The sequence below is a fragment of the Hydrotalea sandarakina genome, from assembly GCF_003254115.1.
Classification (GTDB): domain Bacteria; phylum Bacteroidota; class Bacteroidia; order Chitinophagales; family Chitinophagaceae; genus Hydrotalea; species Hydrotalea sandarakina.
Map to the genome: position 1 here is coordinate 79,722 of NZ_QKZV01000001.1, position 18,626 is coordinate 98,347.

Annotated in this window: 19 protein-coding genes; 13 read left to right on the forward strand and 6 right to left on the reverse strand. The window is 34.1% G+C overall.

The features are described from left to right. Positions 1–171: 171 nt before the first annotated feature. Both topA and LX80_RS00360 read right to left on the reverse strand, forming a co-directional pair. A complete protein-coding gene (topA, locus tag LX80_RS00355; protein ID WP_111293068.1) occupies positions 172–2,730 on the reverse strand; it encodes a type I DNA topoisomerase in 2,559 nt (852 codons plus the stop codon). Between the two features lie 105 nt (positions 2,731–2,835). After that, positions 2,836–3,714, reverse strand: coding sequence for an alpha/beta hydrolase (locus tag LX80_RS00360; RefSeq protein WP_111293069.1), 879 nt, complete (start codon positions 3,712–3,714; stop codon positions 2,836–2,838). Positions 3,715–3,728: 14 nt separating this feature from the next. Between LX80_RS00360 and LX80_RS00365 the strand changes: the two genes are divergently transcribed. The 4 genes from LX80_RS00365 to LX80_RS00380 all read left to right on the forward strand — a co-directional run bounded on the left by LX80_RS00365 (position 3,729) and on the right by LX80_RS00380 (position 7,686). Beyond that, positions 3,729–4,523: a Rossmann-like and DUF2520 domain-containing protein gene (locus LX80_RS00365; protein ID WP_111293070.1), complete on the forward strand. Its 795-nt coding sequence runs from the start codon at positions 3,729–3,731 to the stop codon at positions 4,521–4,523. Between the two features lie 334 nt (positions 4,524–4,857). After that, positions 4,858–5,727: a geranylgeranylglycerol-phosphate geranylgeranyltransferase gene (locus tag LX80_RS00370; protein ID WP_245897889.1), complete on the forward strand. Its 870-nt coding sequence runs from the start codon at positions 4,858–4,860 to the stop codon at positions 5,725–5,727. Positions 5,728–5,761: 34 nt separating this feature from the next. Next, entirely contained in the window at positions 5,762–6,349 is a 588-nt protein-coding gene (locus LX80_RS00375; protein WP_111293071.1) for a Maf family nucleotide pyrophosphatase, read from the forward strand. Between the two features lie 38 nt (positions 6,350–6,387). Then, positions 6,388–7,686: a DUF2851 family protein gene (locus LX80_RS00380; protein WP_245897891.1), complete on the forward strand. Its 1,299-nt coding sequence runs from the start codon at positions 6,388–6,390 to the stop codon at positions 7,684–7,686. A 3-nt stretch (positions 7,687–7,689) separates the two neighbouring features. Here the strand turns inward: LX80_RS00380 and LX80_RS00385 are convergent, their stop codons facing one another. Continuing rightward, complete coding sequence (locus LX80_RS00385) at positions 7,690–8,100, reverse strand: OsmC family protein (protein ID WP_111293072.1); 411 nt, start codon at positions 8,098–8,100, stop codon at positions 7,690–7,692. Positions 8,101–8,141: 41 nt separating this feature from the next. Here LX80_RS00385 and LX80_RS00390 point away from each other — a divergent pair, with 41 nt between their 5' ends. The 3 genes from LX80_RS00390 (at position 8,142) to LX80_RS00400 (ending at position 11,061) form a co-directional block, all read left to right on the forward strand. After that, positions 8,142–8,960, forward strand: a complete 819-nt coding sequence (locus LX80_RS00390) for a hypothetical protein (RefSeq protein ID WP_111293073.1) — start codon at positions 8,142–8,144, stop codon at positions 8,958–8,960. 143 nt (positions 8,961–9,103) lie between these two features. Then, complete coding sequence (gene lipA, locus LX80_RS00395; RefSeq protein WP_111293074.1) at positions 9,104–10,030, forward strand: lipoyl synthase; 927 nt, start codon at positions 9,104–9,106, stop codon at positions 10,028–10,030. Positions 10,031–10,182: 152 nt separating this feature from the next. Next, positions 10,183–11,061 carry a DUF6089 family protein gene (locus LX80_RS00400; protein ID WP_111293075.1) on the forward strand — a complete coding sequence of 293 codons (879 nt, stop codon included), beginning with the start codon at positions 10,183–10,185 and terminating at the stop codon, positions 11,059–11,061. Positions 11,062–11,379: 318 nt separating this feature from the next. On the opposite strand, the gene LX80_RS00405 is transcribed toward LX80_RS00400, so the two are convergent. Beyond that, the gene (locus LX80_RS00405) at positions 11,380–11,796 is read right to left on the reverse strand and encodes a nucleoside-diphosphate kinase (RefSeq protein ID WP_111293076.1); all 417 of its coding nucleotides are present in this window, start codon (positions 11,794–11,796) and stop codon (positions 11,380–11,382) included. A gap of 138 nt (positions 11,797–11,934) precedes the next feature. Between LX80_RS00405 and LX80_RS00410 the strand changes: the two genes are divergently transcribed. Together LX80_RS00410 and LX80_RS00415 are read left to right on the forward strand one after the other, a co-directional pair. Further along, positions 11,935–12,942 carry a DHH family phosphoesterase gene (locus LX80_RS00410; RefSeq protein WP_111293077.1) on the forward strand — a complete coding sequence of 336 codons (1,008 nt, stop codon included), beginning with the start codon at positions 11,935–11,937 and terminating at the stop codon, positions 12,940–12,942. 46 nt (positions 12,943–12,988) lie between these two features. Continuing rightward, complete coding sequence (locus LX80_RS00415; RefSeq protein ID WP_111293078.1) at positions 12,989–13,915, forward strand: FKBP-type peptidyl-prolyl cis-trans isomerase; 927 nt, start codon at positions 12,989–12,991, stop codon at positions 13,913–13,915. A gap of 96 nt (positions 13,916–14,011) precedes the next feature. Here the strand turns inward: LX80_RS00415 and folP are convergent, their stop codons facing one another. Further along, on the reverse strand, positions 14,012–14,845 hold the full coding sequence (gene folP / locus LX80_RS00420; RefSeq protein ID WP_111293079.1) for a dihydropteroate synthase: 834 nt from the start codon (positions 14,843–14,845) through the stop codon (positions 14,012–14,014). Between the two features lie 134 nt (positions 14,846–14,979). Here folP and LX80_RS00425 point away from each other — a divergent pair, with 134 nt between their 5' ends. From LX80_RS00425 to LX80_RS00440, 4 genes are all read left to right on the forward strand, one after another. Then, the gene (locus tag LX80_RS00425) at positions 14,980–15,516 is read left to right on the forward strand and encodes a DUF1599 domain-containing protein (protein WP_111293080.1); all 537 of its coding nucleotides are present in this window, start codon (positions 14,980–14,982) and stop codon (positions 15,514–15,516) included. 69 nt (positions 15,517–15,585) lie between these two features. Continuing rightward, positions 15,586–16,686 (forward strand): BT_3928 family protein, encoded by a 1,101-nt coding sequence (locus tag LX80_RS00430; RefSeq protein WP_111293081.1) that lies wholly within the window; start codon positions 15,586–15,588, stop codon positions 16,684–16,686. A 9-nt stretch (positions 16,687–16,695) separates the two neighbouring features. Continuing rightward, positions 16,696–17,727: an ABC transporter permease gene (locus LX80_RS00435; RefSeq protein ID WP_111293082.1), complete on the forward strand. Its 1,032-nt coding sequence runs from the start codon at positions 16,696–16,698 to the stop codon at positions 17,725–17,727. A gap of 179 nt (positions 17,728–17,906) precedes the next feature. Further along, positions 17,907–18,329, forward strand: coding sequence for a CBS domain-containing protein (locus tag LX80_RS00440; protein WP_111293083.1), 423 nt, complete (start codon positions 17,907–17,909; stop codon positions 18,327–18,329). A gap of 9 nt (positions 18,330–18,338) precedes the next feature. Here the strand turns inward: LX80_RS00440 and LX80_RS00445 are convergent, their stop codons facing one another. Further along, positions 18,339–18,620, reverse strand: coding sequence for a DUF721 domain-containing protein (locus LX80_RS00445; protein ID WP_111293084.1), 282 nt, complete (start codon positions 18,618–18,620; stop codon positions 18,339–18,341). Positions 18,621–18,626: the final 6 nt, after the last annotated feature.

Consider the following 18,626-nt stretch of genomic DNA (forward strand, 5'->3'; position numbering starts at 1 on the left):
TAAAGTAGAAGTTATTTACAGTTGTGGAAATGTTTTTTATTCACTTACACAATGATTTTGTAATTGTTACGTTCAAACTTAGTTTTTTCAATTACTTAAAAGAAAACATATTGCCTAATTGCAGGTAAAAAAATGAGGAGTTTAAGCCTCCTCATTTATCCATGTCTTTTTCTATTTTTTGCTTTTTACTTTTGAAGTAGAAGCTTTTTTTGCTGCTGCTTTTACTTTTTTGGCAAATGCATTCGGTACTTGTTCTTCAATCATTGCTTTTACTTCTTCTAAAGAAATACTTGATAGTTCAGCAGCATCATACTTAGTGCCATCTGCTTTTTTACCCACTTTTAGCATCTTCTTTTGAAAGCGAATGAATGGTCCCCATCTTCCATTCTCAATGGCAATTTTTTCATCCGGCCATTGTTGAATGTAGCGATTGGCTTCTTTTTCTAATTTGCTATTAATTAACTCTTGAATATCGTTTTGCGAAAGTGCGTCGAAATTGTATTTCTTGGGTACATTAATAAAAATGTCGTTCCATTTTATAAACGGACCAAATCTTCCTTTCCCTTTAGTTACGGGCATGTTTTGATACATGCCTATCGGGGCATCTGCTTCGTTTTTTTGTTGAATAAATTTGATGGCTTCTTCAAGCTCAATTTCAGAAAGGTCAGTGCCTTTAGGTAGGGAAATAAATTGTTCACCCCATTTTATATAAGGACCAAAGCGTCCCACATTCACGGCAACTTCTGCGTTTTCATAGGTACCTAAAGTTCTGGGCAGCTTGAATAAGTTTAATGCTTCTTCTAAACTAATGGTTTCAATACTTTGGTTGGCATTAAGCTTAGCAAATCTCGGCTTTTCCTCATCGTCGGTACTTCCAATTTGTACCATAGCACCATAACGTCCCATTCTTGCCACTACTTTTTTGCCACTTTCCGGGTCAATACCTAATTCTCTTTCTCCTTTTGCGCGTTCTGCATTTTCAAGGGTATGTTCAATATTTTCATGAAACGGTTCATAAAAATTTCGAATCATTTTATTCCACTGAATTTTACCTTCTGCAATCTCATCAAAGTTTTCTTCAATTTTTGCGGTGAAACCATAGTCCATAATTTTTTGAAAATGTTGTTTCAAAAAATCGGTTACCAGAATTCCCAAATCGGTAGGGAATAATTTGCCTTTGTCTGCACCGGTAATTTCCGACAAAATATTTTTTTCTATATGGTTATGGCTATTTAATTTAAATTGTGTTAGTTGTCGTTGAGTACCTTCTTTGTCTTTTTTTTCAACGTAATTACGTTTTATAATTGTGGTAATAGTTGGTGCATAGGTTGAAGGTCTTCCAATGCCCAGTTCTTCCAATTTTTTTACTAATGAAGCTTCTGTATAACGTGCAGGTGGACGACTGTATTTTTCTGTTGCCGTCATTTCCCGGAAGGTTAATATTTGTCCTTCTGAAAGTGGTGGAAGATTTTTTTCACTGTCTTCATCTTCTTCATCATCTTTTCCTTCCAAATAAACTTTTAAAAATCCTTCAAATTTTAAAACTTCACCACTGGCAGTTAGTGTTTCGTGGTTGGTAGAAATATCTATTTGTGCAACTGTTTTTTCAAAAACAGCATCACTCATTTGTGAGGCAATGGTTCTTTTCCAAATTAACTCGTATAATTTTTTTGTATCGGGTTCGTCAATGGTATGCCGACTCATGTATGTTGGCCTTATTGCTTCATGGGCCTCTTGAGCACTTTCATTTTTGTTTTTAAACTTCCTCGGCTGGTGGTATTCCTTACCATAATATTCGGTAATCTCTTGTTTTATGTCGTTTAAAGCTGTGTCAGAAAGTTGAATGCTATCGGTACGCATGTAGGTGATATAACCACTTTCATATAGCTTTTGTGCCAGCAACATGGTTTTACTAACGCCATAACCTAATTTACGTGAAGCTTCCTGTTGCAATGTAGAGGTAGTAAATGGTGCGGCAGGAGTACGTTTAGCAGGTTTAATTTCAACCTGTTGAACCTTATAAGTAGCTCCTATACATTGTTGTAAAAATTTTTCTGCGGCTTCATGTGTACTAATTTTAGCCGGTGCTTCGGCTTTAAATGTAACGGATTTGCCATTTACGTCGGGTGCTGCGAATAAGGCTTCAACCTTAAAACTTTTTTCGGGTATAAATTGGTTTATTTCTCTTTCACGTTCAACAATTAATCTTACAGCTACACTTTGAACTCTGCCTGCACTTAAACTACGTTGCATGCCAATTTTGCGCCATAAAACCGGACTTAATTCAAAACCCACTAAGCGATCTAATACCCTTCTGGCTTGTTGTGCATTTACTAAGTTCATATCAATGCGGCGGGGATTTTCAACCGCTTTTTTTATTGCCGGTGCCGTTATTTCATGAAAAACAATTCTTTTGGTTTGGTTAGGATCTAAACCCAGTACTTCAGCTAAGTGCCAACTAATACTTTCACCTTCGCGGTCCTCATCTGATGCTAACCATACCTCAGCAGCTTTGGCAGCTAATTGTTTTAATTCTTTAACAACTTTTTGTTTTTCATCGGGCACAATATAATGGGGTTCAAAGTTTTTATTAACATCAATGCCCATATCATCCTTTTCCAGGTCTCTAATATGGCCGTAGCAACTTTTCACCTCAAAATCTTTACCTAAAATTTTAGCTATTGTTTTTGCTTTTGCCGGTGATTCTACAATTAATAAATTCTTTGCCATTCTTTAAATATATATTGTGAACAATACCGGTTAATGCCTAAATTGAACTATTTTTTTGCAATTTTCCGGTAAAAATACCCTGCAATATTAGTTGAAAGCTCCAAATCACAAAAAATGTTGTTCATTTACACTGAAGGCTATGATAGTATTTTTTACTGATTTGCTTTTATAAACGTTGCTGTGCCCAAGCCCTTTTGTGAAATAAAATTCAACATTGGGCAATTTTTTTTCCATAATAGGAATTACATCTTTAAATGGACAAATTTTATCTAATTCATCATGAATCCATAAAACAGGGGCATGTATGTGTTTAATTGCCCTGCTTAATGAAAAGTATTGAATGCTGTGGTGCGATAAACTTTTAATATGATTGATAAATGCAATTTTAGTATTGGTACTTAATTTTAAAAATTTTGTAAAGGCATAAATGGCCGTTGTTGTTTCTATGGCCGGTGCTATTAAAATAATTTTTGCATTTTCATGTAACTTTTCGGCTGCTAAAGCTAACGCCATACCGCCTAATGAATGACCCATAAAAACCTCAAATGGCCCAAATTTTTTTATAATGGCTACTATGGCATTTCTGTATTCTAAAACATTGGTAGTTTTGCCATCACTTAACCCATGTGCCGGTGCATCAAAAGCTATTACGGTAAAGCCTTGTTGTAAAAAGGGTTGTATGTAATGTGCGAATCGATAACTGCAACTGTCAAACCCGTGTGCAATAAGTACTTTTTTACCATTATTTACTTCCGGTTGGGGTGTCCATTGCCAGCCATACAACATTTTTCCTTCAAAAAGTAAATGCAGGGTAGTGGCAAAAGCAAATTCGGCAGGAGCCTCACGTTTAGGCTTTCCGGAATAGGGAGTTGTAAATAATTGGAACGCCTTTAATGCAGCTGCTTTTGGACTGAATATTGAAATAATTTTTAAGATAAAAATATAATAAATTACTTTTATATTGTTCTTTGTTCTATTACTCATACTAACTCAAATATATGAAAATTGTAATTTTGGGTGCCGGTAACATAGCCACTCTATTTGCCAAGCGATTGTTTGAAAAAAATCATACTATTTTACAAATTGTAGGTAAAACTGAAACCAACGCCGCTTTATTAGCTAAACAAGTTAACGCTACTTACACCACCAATATTGAATGGATAAACAATAATGCCGATATTTATTTATTTGCTACGCCTGATAATGTCATTGTTGAAGTTGCATCCAATCCAATTTTTAAAAACAAATTTTTAATACACACTTCCGGCAGTATTGATGCTATGGCATTGAAACCCTTCACCATGCATTTTGGTGTAATTTGGCCGGTGCAGAGTTTAAGTGTATCAGTAAAAAGCATTCCACCCTTTCCCATAGTAATTACTGCTTCCGATAATAAAGTAGCATCTGTTTTGGAAATGCTGGCTGCTGATATTACCACCGACCAAGTTATTACACTTGCGGATGAGCAAAAAAAGAAATTACATTTAGCAGCAGTTATGGCTTCTAATTTTACCAACTATTTATATCAAGTTGCTTATAACCTTTGCCAAGAACATCAATTGCCTTTTAGTTTATTAGTTCCACTTATACATTATACTGCTGCAAATGTTACTAATGATAATGCACCAATTAATAAACAAACAGGCCCGGCTTTTAGAAATGATACAAATACTTTACAAACACATGAAACCATCTTACAACAGAACCAAGATTATTTGCAGTTGTATAAATTGCTTTCGCAGCTAATAATTGCCGAAAAACAAAAAAATAAATCCCTCAGCGGTAAACCGTGAGGGATTTGTTTGGCAAGCAATTGAACGTAAACGTAAGCACAATATAAATTTTTTTATTTAAAACCAAATTTTTATTTATGCCAATTTGTTAATTTCAAAAAAGTGCACGTACAAAATGAAAACGATGCAACTTTTGTTGATTGTGCTATTAAAAAATTTACGATGTTCTTATTTAAATAAACAAATAACATGGTTTAAGTCATTGCAGCATTTATTTTTGTTGCTGCAAACCGTAAATTGCTTCATTTCTAAATAAGTGATATTGAAAATTATCAAGTCTTTTCTCACTTTAATTCGTTGGCCGAACTTGCTTTTTGTTCTTTTAACGCAGGTTATGTTTGAATATTTTATCGTTAAACCATTGTTTCATGAAGCGCATTTAAACAATGTATTGAATAATTTTTCCTTCTTTTTATTAACTATTAGTATCATTTTTATAGGTGCTGCAGGGTATGCCATTAATGATTATTTTGATTTGAATATTGACCTGATCAATAAGCCCAATAAATTGGTAGTTGATAAAACAATTAGCAGACGCTGGGTTATACTTTGGCATTTAATATTTAGTTTTTTAGGAGTAGCTATTGGCTTTTATATTGACTTTACAACAAAAACCATGTTTATTGGACTGTTCAATGCCGTTTGTGTTTTTTTGTTGTTTATTTATTCTGCATCGCTTAAAAAAAAGTTTTTAATAGGTAATATACTCGTTTCATTAATAACCGCCTGGACAATATTAATTTTATGGTGGGCTGAGCAGTATTATTTTCTTACTTATCAAAACTATGCAGGTTTAAATGTGCATAAATTATTTCGCTTTAGTTTTTTGTATGCAGGTTTTGCATTTATAATTTCCCTTATTCGTGAAGTAATTAAGGATATGGAAGATGTGGAAGGCGATAGGCGCTACGGTTGTAAAACCATGCCCATTGTTTGGGGATTAAATAGTACGAAAATTTTTACGCTTGTGTGGATTGTAGTACTTGCCGCAGTTTTATTACTGCTGCAAGTTTATGTGCTTTTTATTGGATGGTGGATTACCGCTCTGTACGGATTTTTCTTTATTACTTTGCCTTTATTACAAGTATTTCGGAAACTTTTAGTAGCCCGAACAAGTAACGATTTTCATGCACTTAGTACATTGGTAAAAATTATTATGTTTACGGGAATTGTTTCAATGATATTTTTTTGGAAGCCCATATAAACTAATAATCTATTACAAAAAATAAAACTGATTTATGCAAGCAGATGAAATAATTTTAGCTTCTCACTCACCTCGCAGAAAAGAGTTATTAGAGAAAGTAGGTATACCTTTTGTTGTGGTAACCAAACCCATTGATGAAAGCTTTCCAAGTACATTAACTAAACCCGAAGTTGCTATACATATTGCACGTAATAAAGCATTGGCTATTAAAGAAAAAATTACTGCAGAATTTCACGGCGAATTGATGAATAAAACAATTTTGGCTGCAGATACTATTGTAGTAATTGAAGATAAAGTGTTAGGTAAACCTGCTAACAGATCCGAAGCCATGCAAATGATTCTAAGTCTTTCAGGCAAGATGCATGAAGTTATAACCGGTGTTGTTTTATTGTATAAAGATGGCACCGAGCAGACTTTTGCTGAAATTACTAAAGTGTATTTTAATACCATAAGCTCTGACGAGGCAAGTTACTATGTTGATAAATGCGAACCATATGATAAAGCAGGGAGTTATGCCATTCAAGAATGGATTGGATTTATTGGCGTAAAAGCTATTGAAGGTGATTATTATAATGTTATGGGTTTGCCTATCAATAAAATATATCAATTGTTGTGTAAGTAAAATAATTTGTATATATTGAAGTTTTATCGGTATAACCTATGCTTGAACTTCAATATCTGAATGAACGATTGTTGCATTTTATATGGCAATTTCAATACTATAATAAGTCTTTATTAAAAACTGACACAGGCGAATTACTAAAAATAGTAAAGCCCGGTACGTATAATACCCATCAAGGTCCTGATTTTGCAGAAGCTGTTATACAAATTGACGGTTTAACGTTGGTAGGCAATATTGAAGTACATAAAAATGCTTCTGATTGGCAGGAGCATGAGCACCAAAGTGATCCTCATTTTAAAAATGTAATTCTGCACGTAGTATGGAACAACAATCAGCCCGTATACGACATCAACGGTAAGCTATTGCCCACACTTAGCTTAAGCAATAGAATACCTAAAGTATTGCTTGAGCGGTATGCGTTATTGCTTCAAAATATGCAGAAAATTCCTTGTGCTTCTTTCTTACCCACAATTGGGCATGTTAATTGGGTTAACTGGAAAGAACGTTTGGCGATAGAAATTTTATTGAATCGCACCAACAAAATCATTCAAAAATTACAGGCAACGCAAGGGCATTGGGAAGCCGTTTTTTGGCATGTTTTGGCATATAATTTCGGCCTTACACAAAATGCGCAATTATTTCAACAAATGGCTGAAAACACACCCATACAAATTTTAGCTAAACACAAAAACAATATACATCAACTTGAGGCCATGCTGTTAGGCCAGGCTAATTTTTTTCATCATCAAACTTTTGATGATAAATATGTTCAAATGTTGCAAAAAGAATATTTCTTTTTACAAAAAAAATATGCTTTAAAACCGGCTGCTATTTTACCTGTTTTTTTAAGAATGCGACCTGCCAACTTTCCTACACTTCGGTTAGCTCAATTAGCTATGCTCATTCATCAATCTTTTCATTTATTCGATGCAATAAAAGAAGCAGAAACTATTCAACAAGTAATGCAATTATTTCAGGTTACGGCTAATGATTACTGGCACTATCATTATAGTTTAACCGATGAACCATCGGAAAGGCTTCCCAAAAAATTAGGTAAGCAAATGTTACAAACTTTAATGATTAATACTGTTTGCCCTATGTTATTTGCTTATGGACATTATCACAACAATCAACGGTTTAAAAACAAAGCGTTACATTGGTTAAGCCTTTTGCCGGCAGAAAAAAATGTAATTACGCAACAATGGGAAAAATATCAAGTTGCCAATCAAAATGCCCTCGACTCGCAAGCACTTATTCAATTAACCCGTTGTTATTGTAACGAAAAAAAATGTTTATCGTGTGCAATTGGGCATCAAATATTAAAACAAAATATTTAATGTTTACAACCAGGTAATTTGTAAATCAGTTTCTAAATCCGGATGCAAACTTTTAGCAACAGGGCAGGTACGTGCTGTGTTTTCTAAAATTTGTTTTTGCTTATCATCTAAATGTTGTAGGGTGGAAGGAAAGGTTAAATGAACAATTATTTTGCCTATTCTTCTGGGGTCACTTTTCATAATTTTTGTTATTTCAGCTTTCGTTCCTGTTAAATCAATATCCATGGTATTCGCTTTTATGCCCATGGTAGTAATCATACAACTACCCAACGCTGTTGCGACCAAATCCGTGGGAGAAAAACGTTCGCCTTTTCCATGATTATCGGTAGGAGCATCATTTTCAATAACAGTGCCACTTTGCAAATGTGTTAATTCTGTTCTTAAATTTCCTTTATACAGCACAATTGAAGTCATAAGGTTAAATTTTTATCTAAATTAGCATTAAAATTATTCTTGTGAAGCAATTTATTGTATTAACCTTAGCCTTGGTACCGTTTTCTTTATTTGCACAAACAACAAATGCACCTACCAGTCGGCAACAAAAAGCAGCCGAACGTAGAGAGAGAATAAATAACCTGATAAAACAAGAAGAGGAAGGCGCATTAATTTATCAGAAGCAAGGCGCTTTTGGAGTTAAATTAAATACGGATGGTTATGGTATTTTTTATGAACATGGTAAATATAAAACCATTACTAAAACCAATATTTGGTGGATGGAATTGGGAGAACATAAGGATAAGCATGAAGAAAAAACTTCAGTACCCTTAGTTGGCGGCGGATTTGTTTTTTTAGGCAACCCATACATTTATGGAAAAGAAAATAATTTTTACAATTTTAAAATTGGCTTAGGTCAACAACGTTTAATTGGTGGTAAAGGGAATAAAAATGGGGTAGCTGTTTCGGCCATTTACGGAGGTGGATTTAGTTTGGGGATGTTAAAGCCTTACTATTTACAAGTGCAAGACCCTAATAATGCCAATCAGGTAAATGATATTAAGTATTCTGATAATCCTACCGCCTTTTTAGATTATACCTTAATACAAGGTTCATCTGGTTTTACAAAAGGGTTAAATGAAATAAAATATGTACCCGGGGCACAAGTTCGTGGCGCATTAAGATTTGATTATGGTCGTTATAACGAATTGCTTTCTGCATTAGAACTTGGTGTAAATGTTGAATATTATACCCAAAATATGCCCATTATGGTGAACAGCCCCGACCGTAAATTATTTTTCAACGCATATGTGGCCATTGTGTTTGGAAGAAGAAAGTAACCTAATTTTGCTGCAAGTTTTTGTTGTTTGTAGTGGACGGAATTGAGCTATTTTCTATCTGCTATTATTTAGATTTCCTTTTTGTATTGTGAAAACACGGAGGCATACAACAAAGCCATTCAATCATTTTTAAAAAAATTATTGTGGAAACTTCAACAGTTACAAATTCTTCAAATAATTCAACCAGAATAAAAAAACCTGATTGGTTGCGGGTGAAATTGCCCATTGGTGAAAGTTATAAACATGTTAGAGGATTAGTTGACACCCATAAACTGCACACTATTTGTGAAAGCGGTAATTGCCCTAATATGGGCGAATGTTGGGGCGAAGGAACTGCTACATTCATGATTTTAGGTAATATTTGTACGCGCAGTTGTGGTTTTTGTGCTGTTGCTACAGGAAGACCTTTGCCGGTTGATTGGGATGAACCCCAACGTGTGGCCGAGGCTATTTATTTAATGAAAGTTAAGCATGCGGTTATAACCAGTGTAGACCGTGATGAGCTTAAAGATGGTGGCTCAATTATTTGGTACAATACCATTAAAGCGGTAAAAGCACTTAATCCCAATACAACATTAGAAACCTTAATTCCGGATTTTAGAGGTATTACTGAGCAAATTCAACGCATTATTGATGCCGCACCTGAGGTAGTTAGCCATAACATGGAAACTGTTGAAAATCTTACAAAAAAAGTAAGGGTTCAGGCGAAATACAAAAGGAGTTTGGAAGTTTTGGCTACGCTTAAAAAGGGGGGCATGCGTACAAAAACCGGTTTAATGTTAGGTATAGGCGAAACCAAAGAAGAAGTAATTGCTACTATGCAACATTTAAGAGAAGTTGATTGCGATGTATTAACCTTGGGACAGTACTTACAACCAACTCCCAAACACTTACCGGTACAGCGATTTGTACATCCTTCTGAATTTGCCGAACTAAAAGAAATAGGTTACGAATTAGGATTTGATTATGTAGAAAGTGGGCCCTTGGTTCGTTCCTCTTATCACAGCGAAAAACATGTATTAAAAGGGTATGGCAGAAAGCAATGGCAATTGGAAAAAGCAGTTCAATAAATTGTGTAGCATATAAATTGAATTTTCTCAATAACTTTCCGTATTATTTGGAACAGTTATTGTTTATAATTGCATAATTTCAATATATTTGAAGCGAATTCAAAAAAAGTATAAGCCAATATACTGCAACTGTAAACTACTAACTCATTTTAATGCATTATAAAGTAGCCATTCGCACCTCATTGTTAATAGCCATTCTGGCTTTTCAATTGTCTGCCATTGCGCAACCTTTTCGGGCATTTGGCGGGCTGGGTGTTAGTGCTTATTTGGGCGATTTAATTCAAGGTTCCCCTGCATTTAAACAAGTTTCACCCGACGTTATGGGTGGCCTCAGTTACGATTTTGCCGAAAAGTTTCGGTATCGGTTAGGTTTATCTTTATTAGGAGTAAGGGGTAATGATGCACTGTCGCCTAGAGTTGATTTAAGGGAACGTAACTTAAACTTTAAAAGCTTTGTTTGGGAAGTTTCCAACATGGTTGAATATGACATTTTAGATAGGCGCGTTTATAACATTGTTCCCTATGTATTTGGCGGATTTGGTATTTTCCATTTCAACCCTACCACTTACGATCGTAATGGGAACAAAGTTTATTTGCATGATATTGGTACTGAAGGACAATATTTGAATCAGCCCGGGTATCCCAAACCTTATCATCGTTTACAAATCAATATTCCTTTTGGTGCCGGTGTTCGATATGAAGTATCAGAAGATTTAGCGGTAGGCTTTGAATTTAATTATCGAGTTTTATTTACTGATTACTTAGATGATGTAAGCACCCCAAAATATGCTACTAATGCTTTATTGGCTGCAGGTCAGTTAGAGGCTGCATCATTATCTTTTAGAGGCGATGAGTTGGATCCAACTGCAAAACCACCATTGTATCGCCCACGAGGTAATCCGCATAATAAAGATTCTTATTACTCATTTCAAGTAACCTTCTCTGTTCGTTTAAACAATTTTTATTTGTTTGGCAAAGATTATATCAGCCCGGCTGGTGGTCCTTTTATTCCCCGCATGAAAAATTATTAGAAGAAAATTTAGGATTAGGGTTAAGGCATAAGCTTTAAGCTAACTATTGTAAGGTAATTTATAGGCTATTAGCAGTAATCATTACTTTCAAAAATGGTTAGAATACATTTACTACTTTTTTATAATTCTATTTTTTTGATTGAAAATCAGCATCCCATTTTCTAAAAGTAGAGCATTGTTTTTCCAATTGTTTTAAGCCAATTGATGATAATAATAAAAAGAAAAAGGGCTTCTGTGTGATAGAAGCCCTTTTTTCAACCCTAAACCCTTAAAAAACCACTTTAAGAGTAGAAAAAATCGTGCCAGTTTTTGTTAAGACTAAAATCTTTCCAACTTCGAGAAAAAGAAATCACTTTCAACCAAAGCATTTTCATCGCTATCGCTGCCATGAACTGCATTTTCTCCAACGGAGGATGCATATTTTTTACGAATGGTACCTTCATCAGCTTTAGCAGGATCCGTAGCACCAATTAATTTTCTAAAATCATTTACGGCATTATTTTTTTCTAAAATGGCGGCAACAATAGGGCCACTGCTCATAAACTCAATTAATTCACCAAAAAAAGGCCTTTCTTTATGTATGGCATAAAACTCAGCAGCCTGATCAATGGTTAATTTAGTCCATTTCATGGCTTTAATCGTAAAACCTGCTTTGATAATGTCATTTAAAATAGCACCGGTGTAACCTTTTCCGGTTGCATCGGGTTTAATCATTGTAAATGTTCTGTTACTCATAAAACTTAAAATTCAAATTTGATTGGCAAAATTAATGATTTAGGCTTCTTAGGTTTCATCAATACGCTTAAATAATTGCTTATATTTTAAAAAAGCAATGAAAGGCTTCAGGAATTACTCTATTTTTGCCACCCAGTTATGGAGATAATTAATGCTTTATATCCGCTTCTACGGTCACCAAAGAAAATTGTTATTACAACTCATCAAAAACCAGATGGTGATGCAATGGGTTCATCGTTAGGTTTGTATCATTTTTTGGTGAAAATGAATCATGATGTTACCGTGGTTTCACCTACCAATTGGGCAGATTTTTTGAGTTGGTTACCGGGCGTTGAAGCTGTTATTGATTTTGAAGCGAAACAAAATACTGCAATAGAAAAACTAAATCAGGCTGATATTATTTTTTGTTTAGATTTTAATATTTTCTACAGAACAAAAAATGTTGAAAAATATTTAGCTGCTTCAAATGCTGTTAAAGTACTTATTGATCATCATGAGCAACCACAAGTAAGCGCTTTTCAATATGGCATAAGCGACATTAACAAAAGCTCAACCTGCGAAATGGTATATGATTTTATTATTCAATCTGAAAATCCTGAATTATTAGATTTGAATATTGCCACTTGTTTATATACGGGGACTATGACCGATACCGGTTCATTTCGTTTCCCTGCAACATCAGCTTCTGTGCATAGAATGGTAGCACATTTTAAAGATATGGGTTTGCAACATACACCCATTCATGAACAAGTTTATGACAGCTTTTTAGAAAACAGATTACGTTTTATTGGGCATGCATTATTAAATCGCATGGATGTGTTGTATGAATATAACACAGCTGTTATGGCTATTTCAAGAGATGATATTATAAAATACGATATTAAAACCGGCGATACTGAAGGTTTAGTGAATTATTTGCTAACCATAAAAGGTATTAAGTTCGGCGCAATTGTAATAGACAGAAATGAAGAAAGAAAATGGAGTTTTAGAAGTAAAGGCGACTTTGATGTAAATGAATTTGCACGAAATCATTTTGAGGGTGGTGGTCATAAAAACGCAGCAGGTGGAAGAAGTAGTCAACATTTAGAAAAAACTTTGGCTCATTTTTATGAGGTATTGCCAAAATATAAAAATGAATTAGAATAAAGCATTTTTTTCAACAAATCAGTAAACAATAACAATCAATAAACCAATGAAAATTACATTCAGAATTTTAGTATTTGCATTGCTGTTGGCCGGTTGCCACCAGTACGAAAAAACCAAAACCGGATTGGTGTATAAAATAATTCACGGTAACAGTAAAGTACTTTTAAAACAAGGCGATATTGTTAAATTCAATATTGAATACAAAATGAAGGTGCATGGCAAAGACTCCATATTGCAATCAACTTTCGGCCATATACCTGCTTATGTAAAAATTGATACCGCACAATTTGGTAAACATAGCTTTACTGAAGTATTAATGCAGTGTGCACCCGGCGATAAAATTGATTTCGTAATGAGCATAGATACCTTGAAAAATTTAGGTATGATTCCTGAATACAATGATTTGTTCAAAAAGGGGGGTACCATTGATGGCAGGGTAGATATATTAAAAGTATTTCCTAATGATGCTGCTGTTAATGCCGATTACGAAAATGAAATGAATGAGGAGAAAAACAGAGAAATAAAGGACTTACAAGCTTATGCAGCCAAGAATAATATTAAAACGGTACAATCACCTAATGGTGTTTTAGTTGAGGTACAAAAAGAAGGTGAAGGCCCAAAAGCTGATTCCGGCATGCAAGTTTCTGTTTACTATAAAGGCTATACTGAAAATGGTAAAGAATTTGACGGTAATATGGACAGTGCAGCTAAAAAACCTGCTTTTACTTTTGTAGTAGGCAAACGCAATGTTATTCCCGGTTGGGATGATGGCTTACGTTATTTTGCAAAAGGCGGAAAAGGCCGTTTGTTAATTCCTGCCATGTTAGGTTATGGGCCTCAAGGAAGCCCTCCAGTAATACCGCCTTATACAAACTTGGTGTTTGATATTGAAGTGAGTGATGTAACCACACCAGCTCCTCCTAAAAACCCAACTCCATTAATGCCTCCAGGTGCCGTAAAACCGGCGAAGTAAAATGATAAAACATATTTTAAAAGGCTATCCGTTAATTGGGTAGCCTTTTTTATTTATTATGTTGACGTGAATAAGTCGGAACTTCAATAGTAAAAATTAAGCTGCGCTATAGGCCTCAAAAAGGGTAATACATTCTTTAGCTGCGGCAACATCATGTACTCTTAAAATATTTGCACCATTTAATAAACCTAACATGTGCATAGCTGAAGTTGCATTCAATGCATGGTTTGCATTAGGCAGTTGTAAGGTTTTATATAAGAAGGATTTTCTGGAAATACCCAATAAAATAGGCATTTGTAAAATTTTAAATGCGCTTAATTGTTTAATTAAGGAAAAGTTTTGCTGAATGGTTTTACTAAAGCCAATTCCGGGATCAATTATCACATCAACAATCCCGGCTTTTTGGGCTTCTGTAGTTGTTTTTATAAAATAATCAGTAAGCTCAGTAATTAAATGATTGTATTGGGTAAATTGCTGCATGGTTTGTGGCGTGCCTTGCATGTGCATACAAATGTAAGGTACCTGTAATGCTGCAACTGTTTTAAACATATTGCTATCTAACTGCCCACCGCTAACATCATTTACCATATCGGCACCTGCCTCAATTGCAGCTTTGGCAACTGAAGCGTAGAATGTGTCGATTGAAATAAATACATTGGGTAACGTGTTTCGAATTTGTGTAATAATTGGAATAACTCTTTCTAATTCTGTTTCAGCTGTTTGTAATGTACTGGATGGATTCGTGCTTTGTCCACCAATATCAATAATGGTTGCACCATCTGCTACCATTTTTTTTGCTTCTTCAACAGCTGAATCTACAAATGGATGTCTGCTATGTGCATAAAACGAATCGGGTGTAGCATTCAAAATGCCCATAATAATGGGCTTATCTATGATTAATAATCTTCCTTTGCAATTAAGGGTGTACATTCTTTTCTTTCATTTATATTGCGACAAATTTAGTATTAAACCATACTGTTTGTTGTAATTGAAAATTATTGATATTTTCATGCTCATTATAACATCGGACAAATAAAAACACCTTTTCAACTTAAATAAATGTTATGGATATAACCAGTCAGCAATACGATGCCGTAATTGAACAGTGTAAAAAAATTTTTATACAAAAAGCTGCCGATTATGGAACTGCATGGCGGGTTCTGCGTATTATTTCTGTAGTAGACCAACTTTTTATAAAAGCTTTACGTATTCGTACTATTCAAGATAAAAAAGTGCAATTGGTTGCCGATGATATAGCTTCTGAATTTAAAGGTATTGTCAATTATGCAGTAATTGGTCTTATTCAGTTAGAAATTAATCAGCCTAAAGTAGAGGAGTTACCACTGAATCAAGTTTCAGAATGGTATGAAAAAGAAGTGAGTATTGCTAAACAAGTTATGCAAAATAAAAATCATGATTACGGTGAAGCTTGGCGTGAAATGAGCCAGGAAAGTTTTGCAGATTTAATTTTAATGAAGCTAATGCGTATAAAGCAGATTTTAGCCAATGATGGAAAAACCTTAGTAAGTGAAGGTATTGACGCAAACTTTATTGACATTATAAATTATGCCGTGTTTGCTTTAATTCTTATGCCTAAATAACAAAACAATATTGTATTTGTATCAATAAATATTGCCTAACAAATAAAATCTCACCCCAAAAATGAATCTATGAAATATATTGTTGGTATAGTTAGGTGGTTGGTAGGATTGCTGTTTATTTTTTCTGGATTAGTAAAAGCCAATGACCCTTTGGGTTTAAGCTATAAGATGCAAGAGTTTTTTGAAGCTTGGCATTGGTCATTCTTCGATAATTTTTCTCTTTACATGGCCTTTGGTATGAATATTTTAGAAATATTGGCCGGGCTCGCTATTATTATTGGTTGGCAATCAAAGTTTTTCAGTCGCTTATTATTAATACTGATTATATTTTTCACGTTTTTAACCAGTTATGTATTGTTTAGTGGTAAAATTAAAACTTGCGGTTGCTTTGGCGACTGTATTCCACTCACACCAATTCAAACATTTACTAAAGATGTCATTTTATTGGTGTTAATTATCTTCTTAACCCTTACTTATAAGTATATTAAACCCATTTTTGCATCAACTTCATCATTATTTATTTTAATTATTGTAGTTGGGTTGATTTGTATTATGCAATGGTATGTTTTGCGGCATTTACCATTTGTAGATTGTTTGCCATACAAAGTGGGTAATAATTTAATTGAGGAAATGAAAACACCCCCTAATGCAGTTCCTGATACTTATAGTTATACTTTTGAATATGAAAAAAATGGAAAAAAGTTTCATTTTTCCGAAGATAATTTGCCGGATGATTTAGACAGTACCTATGAATTCATTGGTCGAAAAGCCACATTAGTTAAGAAAGGGAATGGGTTAACTGCCGCAATAACAGATTTCACCTTACAAACACCTACCGGAACAGATACAACACAAGCTATTCTGCAAACACCCGGAAAGTACATTTTATTTTTTGCAAAAGATTTTGATAACATTGATAGATGGAAATCGATGTTTGAAGCCATATATGATGAAGCGAAAAGCAAACAAATTCCCTTGTTTTTAGTAACTGCTCAAATGCATGCTGCAGAAAAATTTTTTCCAACGGTGCCCCTTTTACAATGTGATGCTACTGTTATGAAAACGGCAGCAAGGGTTAATCCTACTTACATTATTATGCAAGGGCCGGTAGTTTTACAAAAAATTAGTTTTGCCGATGCTTTCAAAGTAATGGCGTTTCTAAAAAAATAGTTTTTTGAAATGTTAAAAAAAATACTATATGGACTTGTTGTTTTGCTTGGAGTAATTACGGTAGTATTTATTTTGTTTCAAGGTTTGGGTGATCCTGCACAATTAATCACCGGCCAAAATGCTGATAAAACTACCATTCAAAATATTCGCAAAGAGTTGTCGTTAGATGAACCCAAATGGAAACAATTTTTATTTTATGTAAATGATGTATCACCTGTATCAATTTACACGGCTAATGCAATACAGCAGAAACAAATAAAGGGCCTATTTGTGGGGAATCATCTTAAAGTTGGTGTTAAGTGGCCTTATTTAGGTCGTTCATATCAAACTAAAAAGCAAGTTACAGCCATATTAATGCAAGCTTTACCTAACACTGTTGTGTTAACAATTGCAGCTATGTTATTGGCAGCTGTAATAGGCATTGGATTAGGTATTTTAGCAGCAGTGTACAAAGGTACATGGTTTGATACTTCAACTTTGTTTACAAGTATTTTAGGCATATCTGTTCCTTCATTTTTTACCGGTATTGTTATTGCATATGTATTTGGCTTTGTTTTATCAAAATACACCGGATTGCATATGCTTGGAAGTTTATATGAAGTAACACCTTTTAATGGTAAAACTTTGGCGCTTAAAAATTTAATATTACCGGCGCTTACATTAGGTATTCGCCCATTGGCCATATTTGCACAGTTAACCCGAAGCAGTATGTTAAATGAGTTGCAGCAAGATTATATACGAACTGCCTATGCAAAAGGACTTAGTCGTACCAAAGTATTATTTTCACATGCCTTAAAAAATGCATTTAATCCCATTCTTACTGCTATTACCGGATGGTTTGCTGAATTATTGGCCGGAGCTTTTTTTGTTGAATTTATTTTTGGATGGAATGGTATTGGCAAAGTTACTGTTGATGCATTAGAACAACTTGATTTCCCGGTGGTTATGGGTAGTGTTTTGTTAACATCTTGTTTTTTTATAGTCGTTAATATTTTATCAGATTCATTGTATGCTTACCTTGATCCAAGGTTGCAACATTAAATCCGTTATTAACTGATTTTTATCATTTTTTGCTAACACTGTTTTGCTACTTTTACATTGCAATTCTGCAATCACCTTCCATCAGGCAAGTTCAATAAATCCTATATGTATGTATTTAATTAAAAATACAACATTGTTATAATTTATTGCATTGTCTGAAAGAAATAAAATGTACAATTATGAAAAATGTAAAAGAGTTATTGGCCACCCAATCTGCTAAGTTTAATTTTATTAGCAGTAAAGCTACCGTATTAGAAGCTTTGGTATTAATGAAAGTAGCCAATGTTAGTTACATAATTGTTAGGGATGATGATCAATACAAAGGAATTGTATGCGAGAAAGATTGTTTGCATAAAATTACATTGAATGGGCTAAAACCGGAAAAAACATTGGTGAAAGATATTTTAATTAAAGACTTTCCTATTGTTTCGCCGGATGATAGTACTGAGCACTGCCTTGAGCTAATGAATAGCTTTCAGGTATTGTATCTGCCTGTATTCAATGGCCATCAATTTTTAGGTGTTATTAGCGTTTATGATATTTTAAAAGAAACTGCAGAAGAACAGCACATTAAGCATAAACATGATTATACTTATGCTTAATAGGTAGTTTTAACGAATAACTACTTCTTGTATTAAAGGTTCTTGTAGTTTTTCATTAAGGCGTTCAATAATTTGTGCCTTTTGGAATTGAAGCTCATTTTTTAATGGGCCTACAGGAGTATATATAAATAATGTATTATTAATAATCTCTATTTTTTCTGTATATTTTGCAATGGTTTTACCCATTACTTCTTCCCAAATTTGCGTAATTTGTACAGCTCGTATACCATTACGCAAATTACTTTTATTCATAAACTGATGCAATGCATCGCCAATACTATATTCTCCCATGGTGTA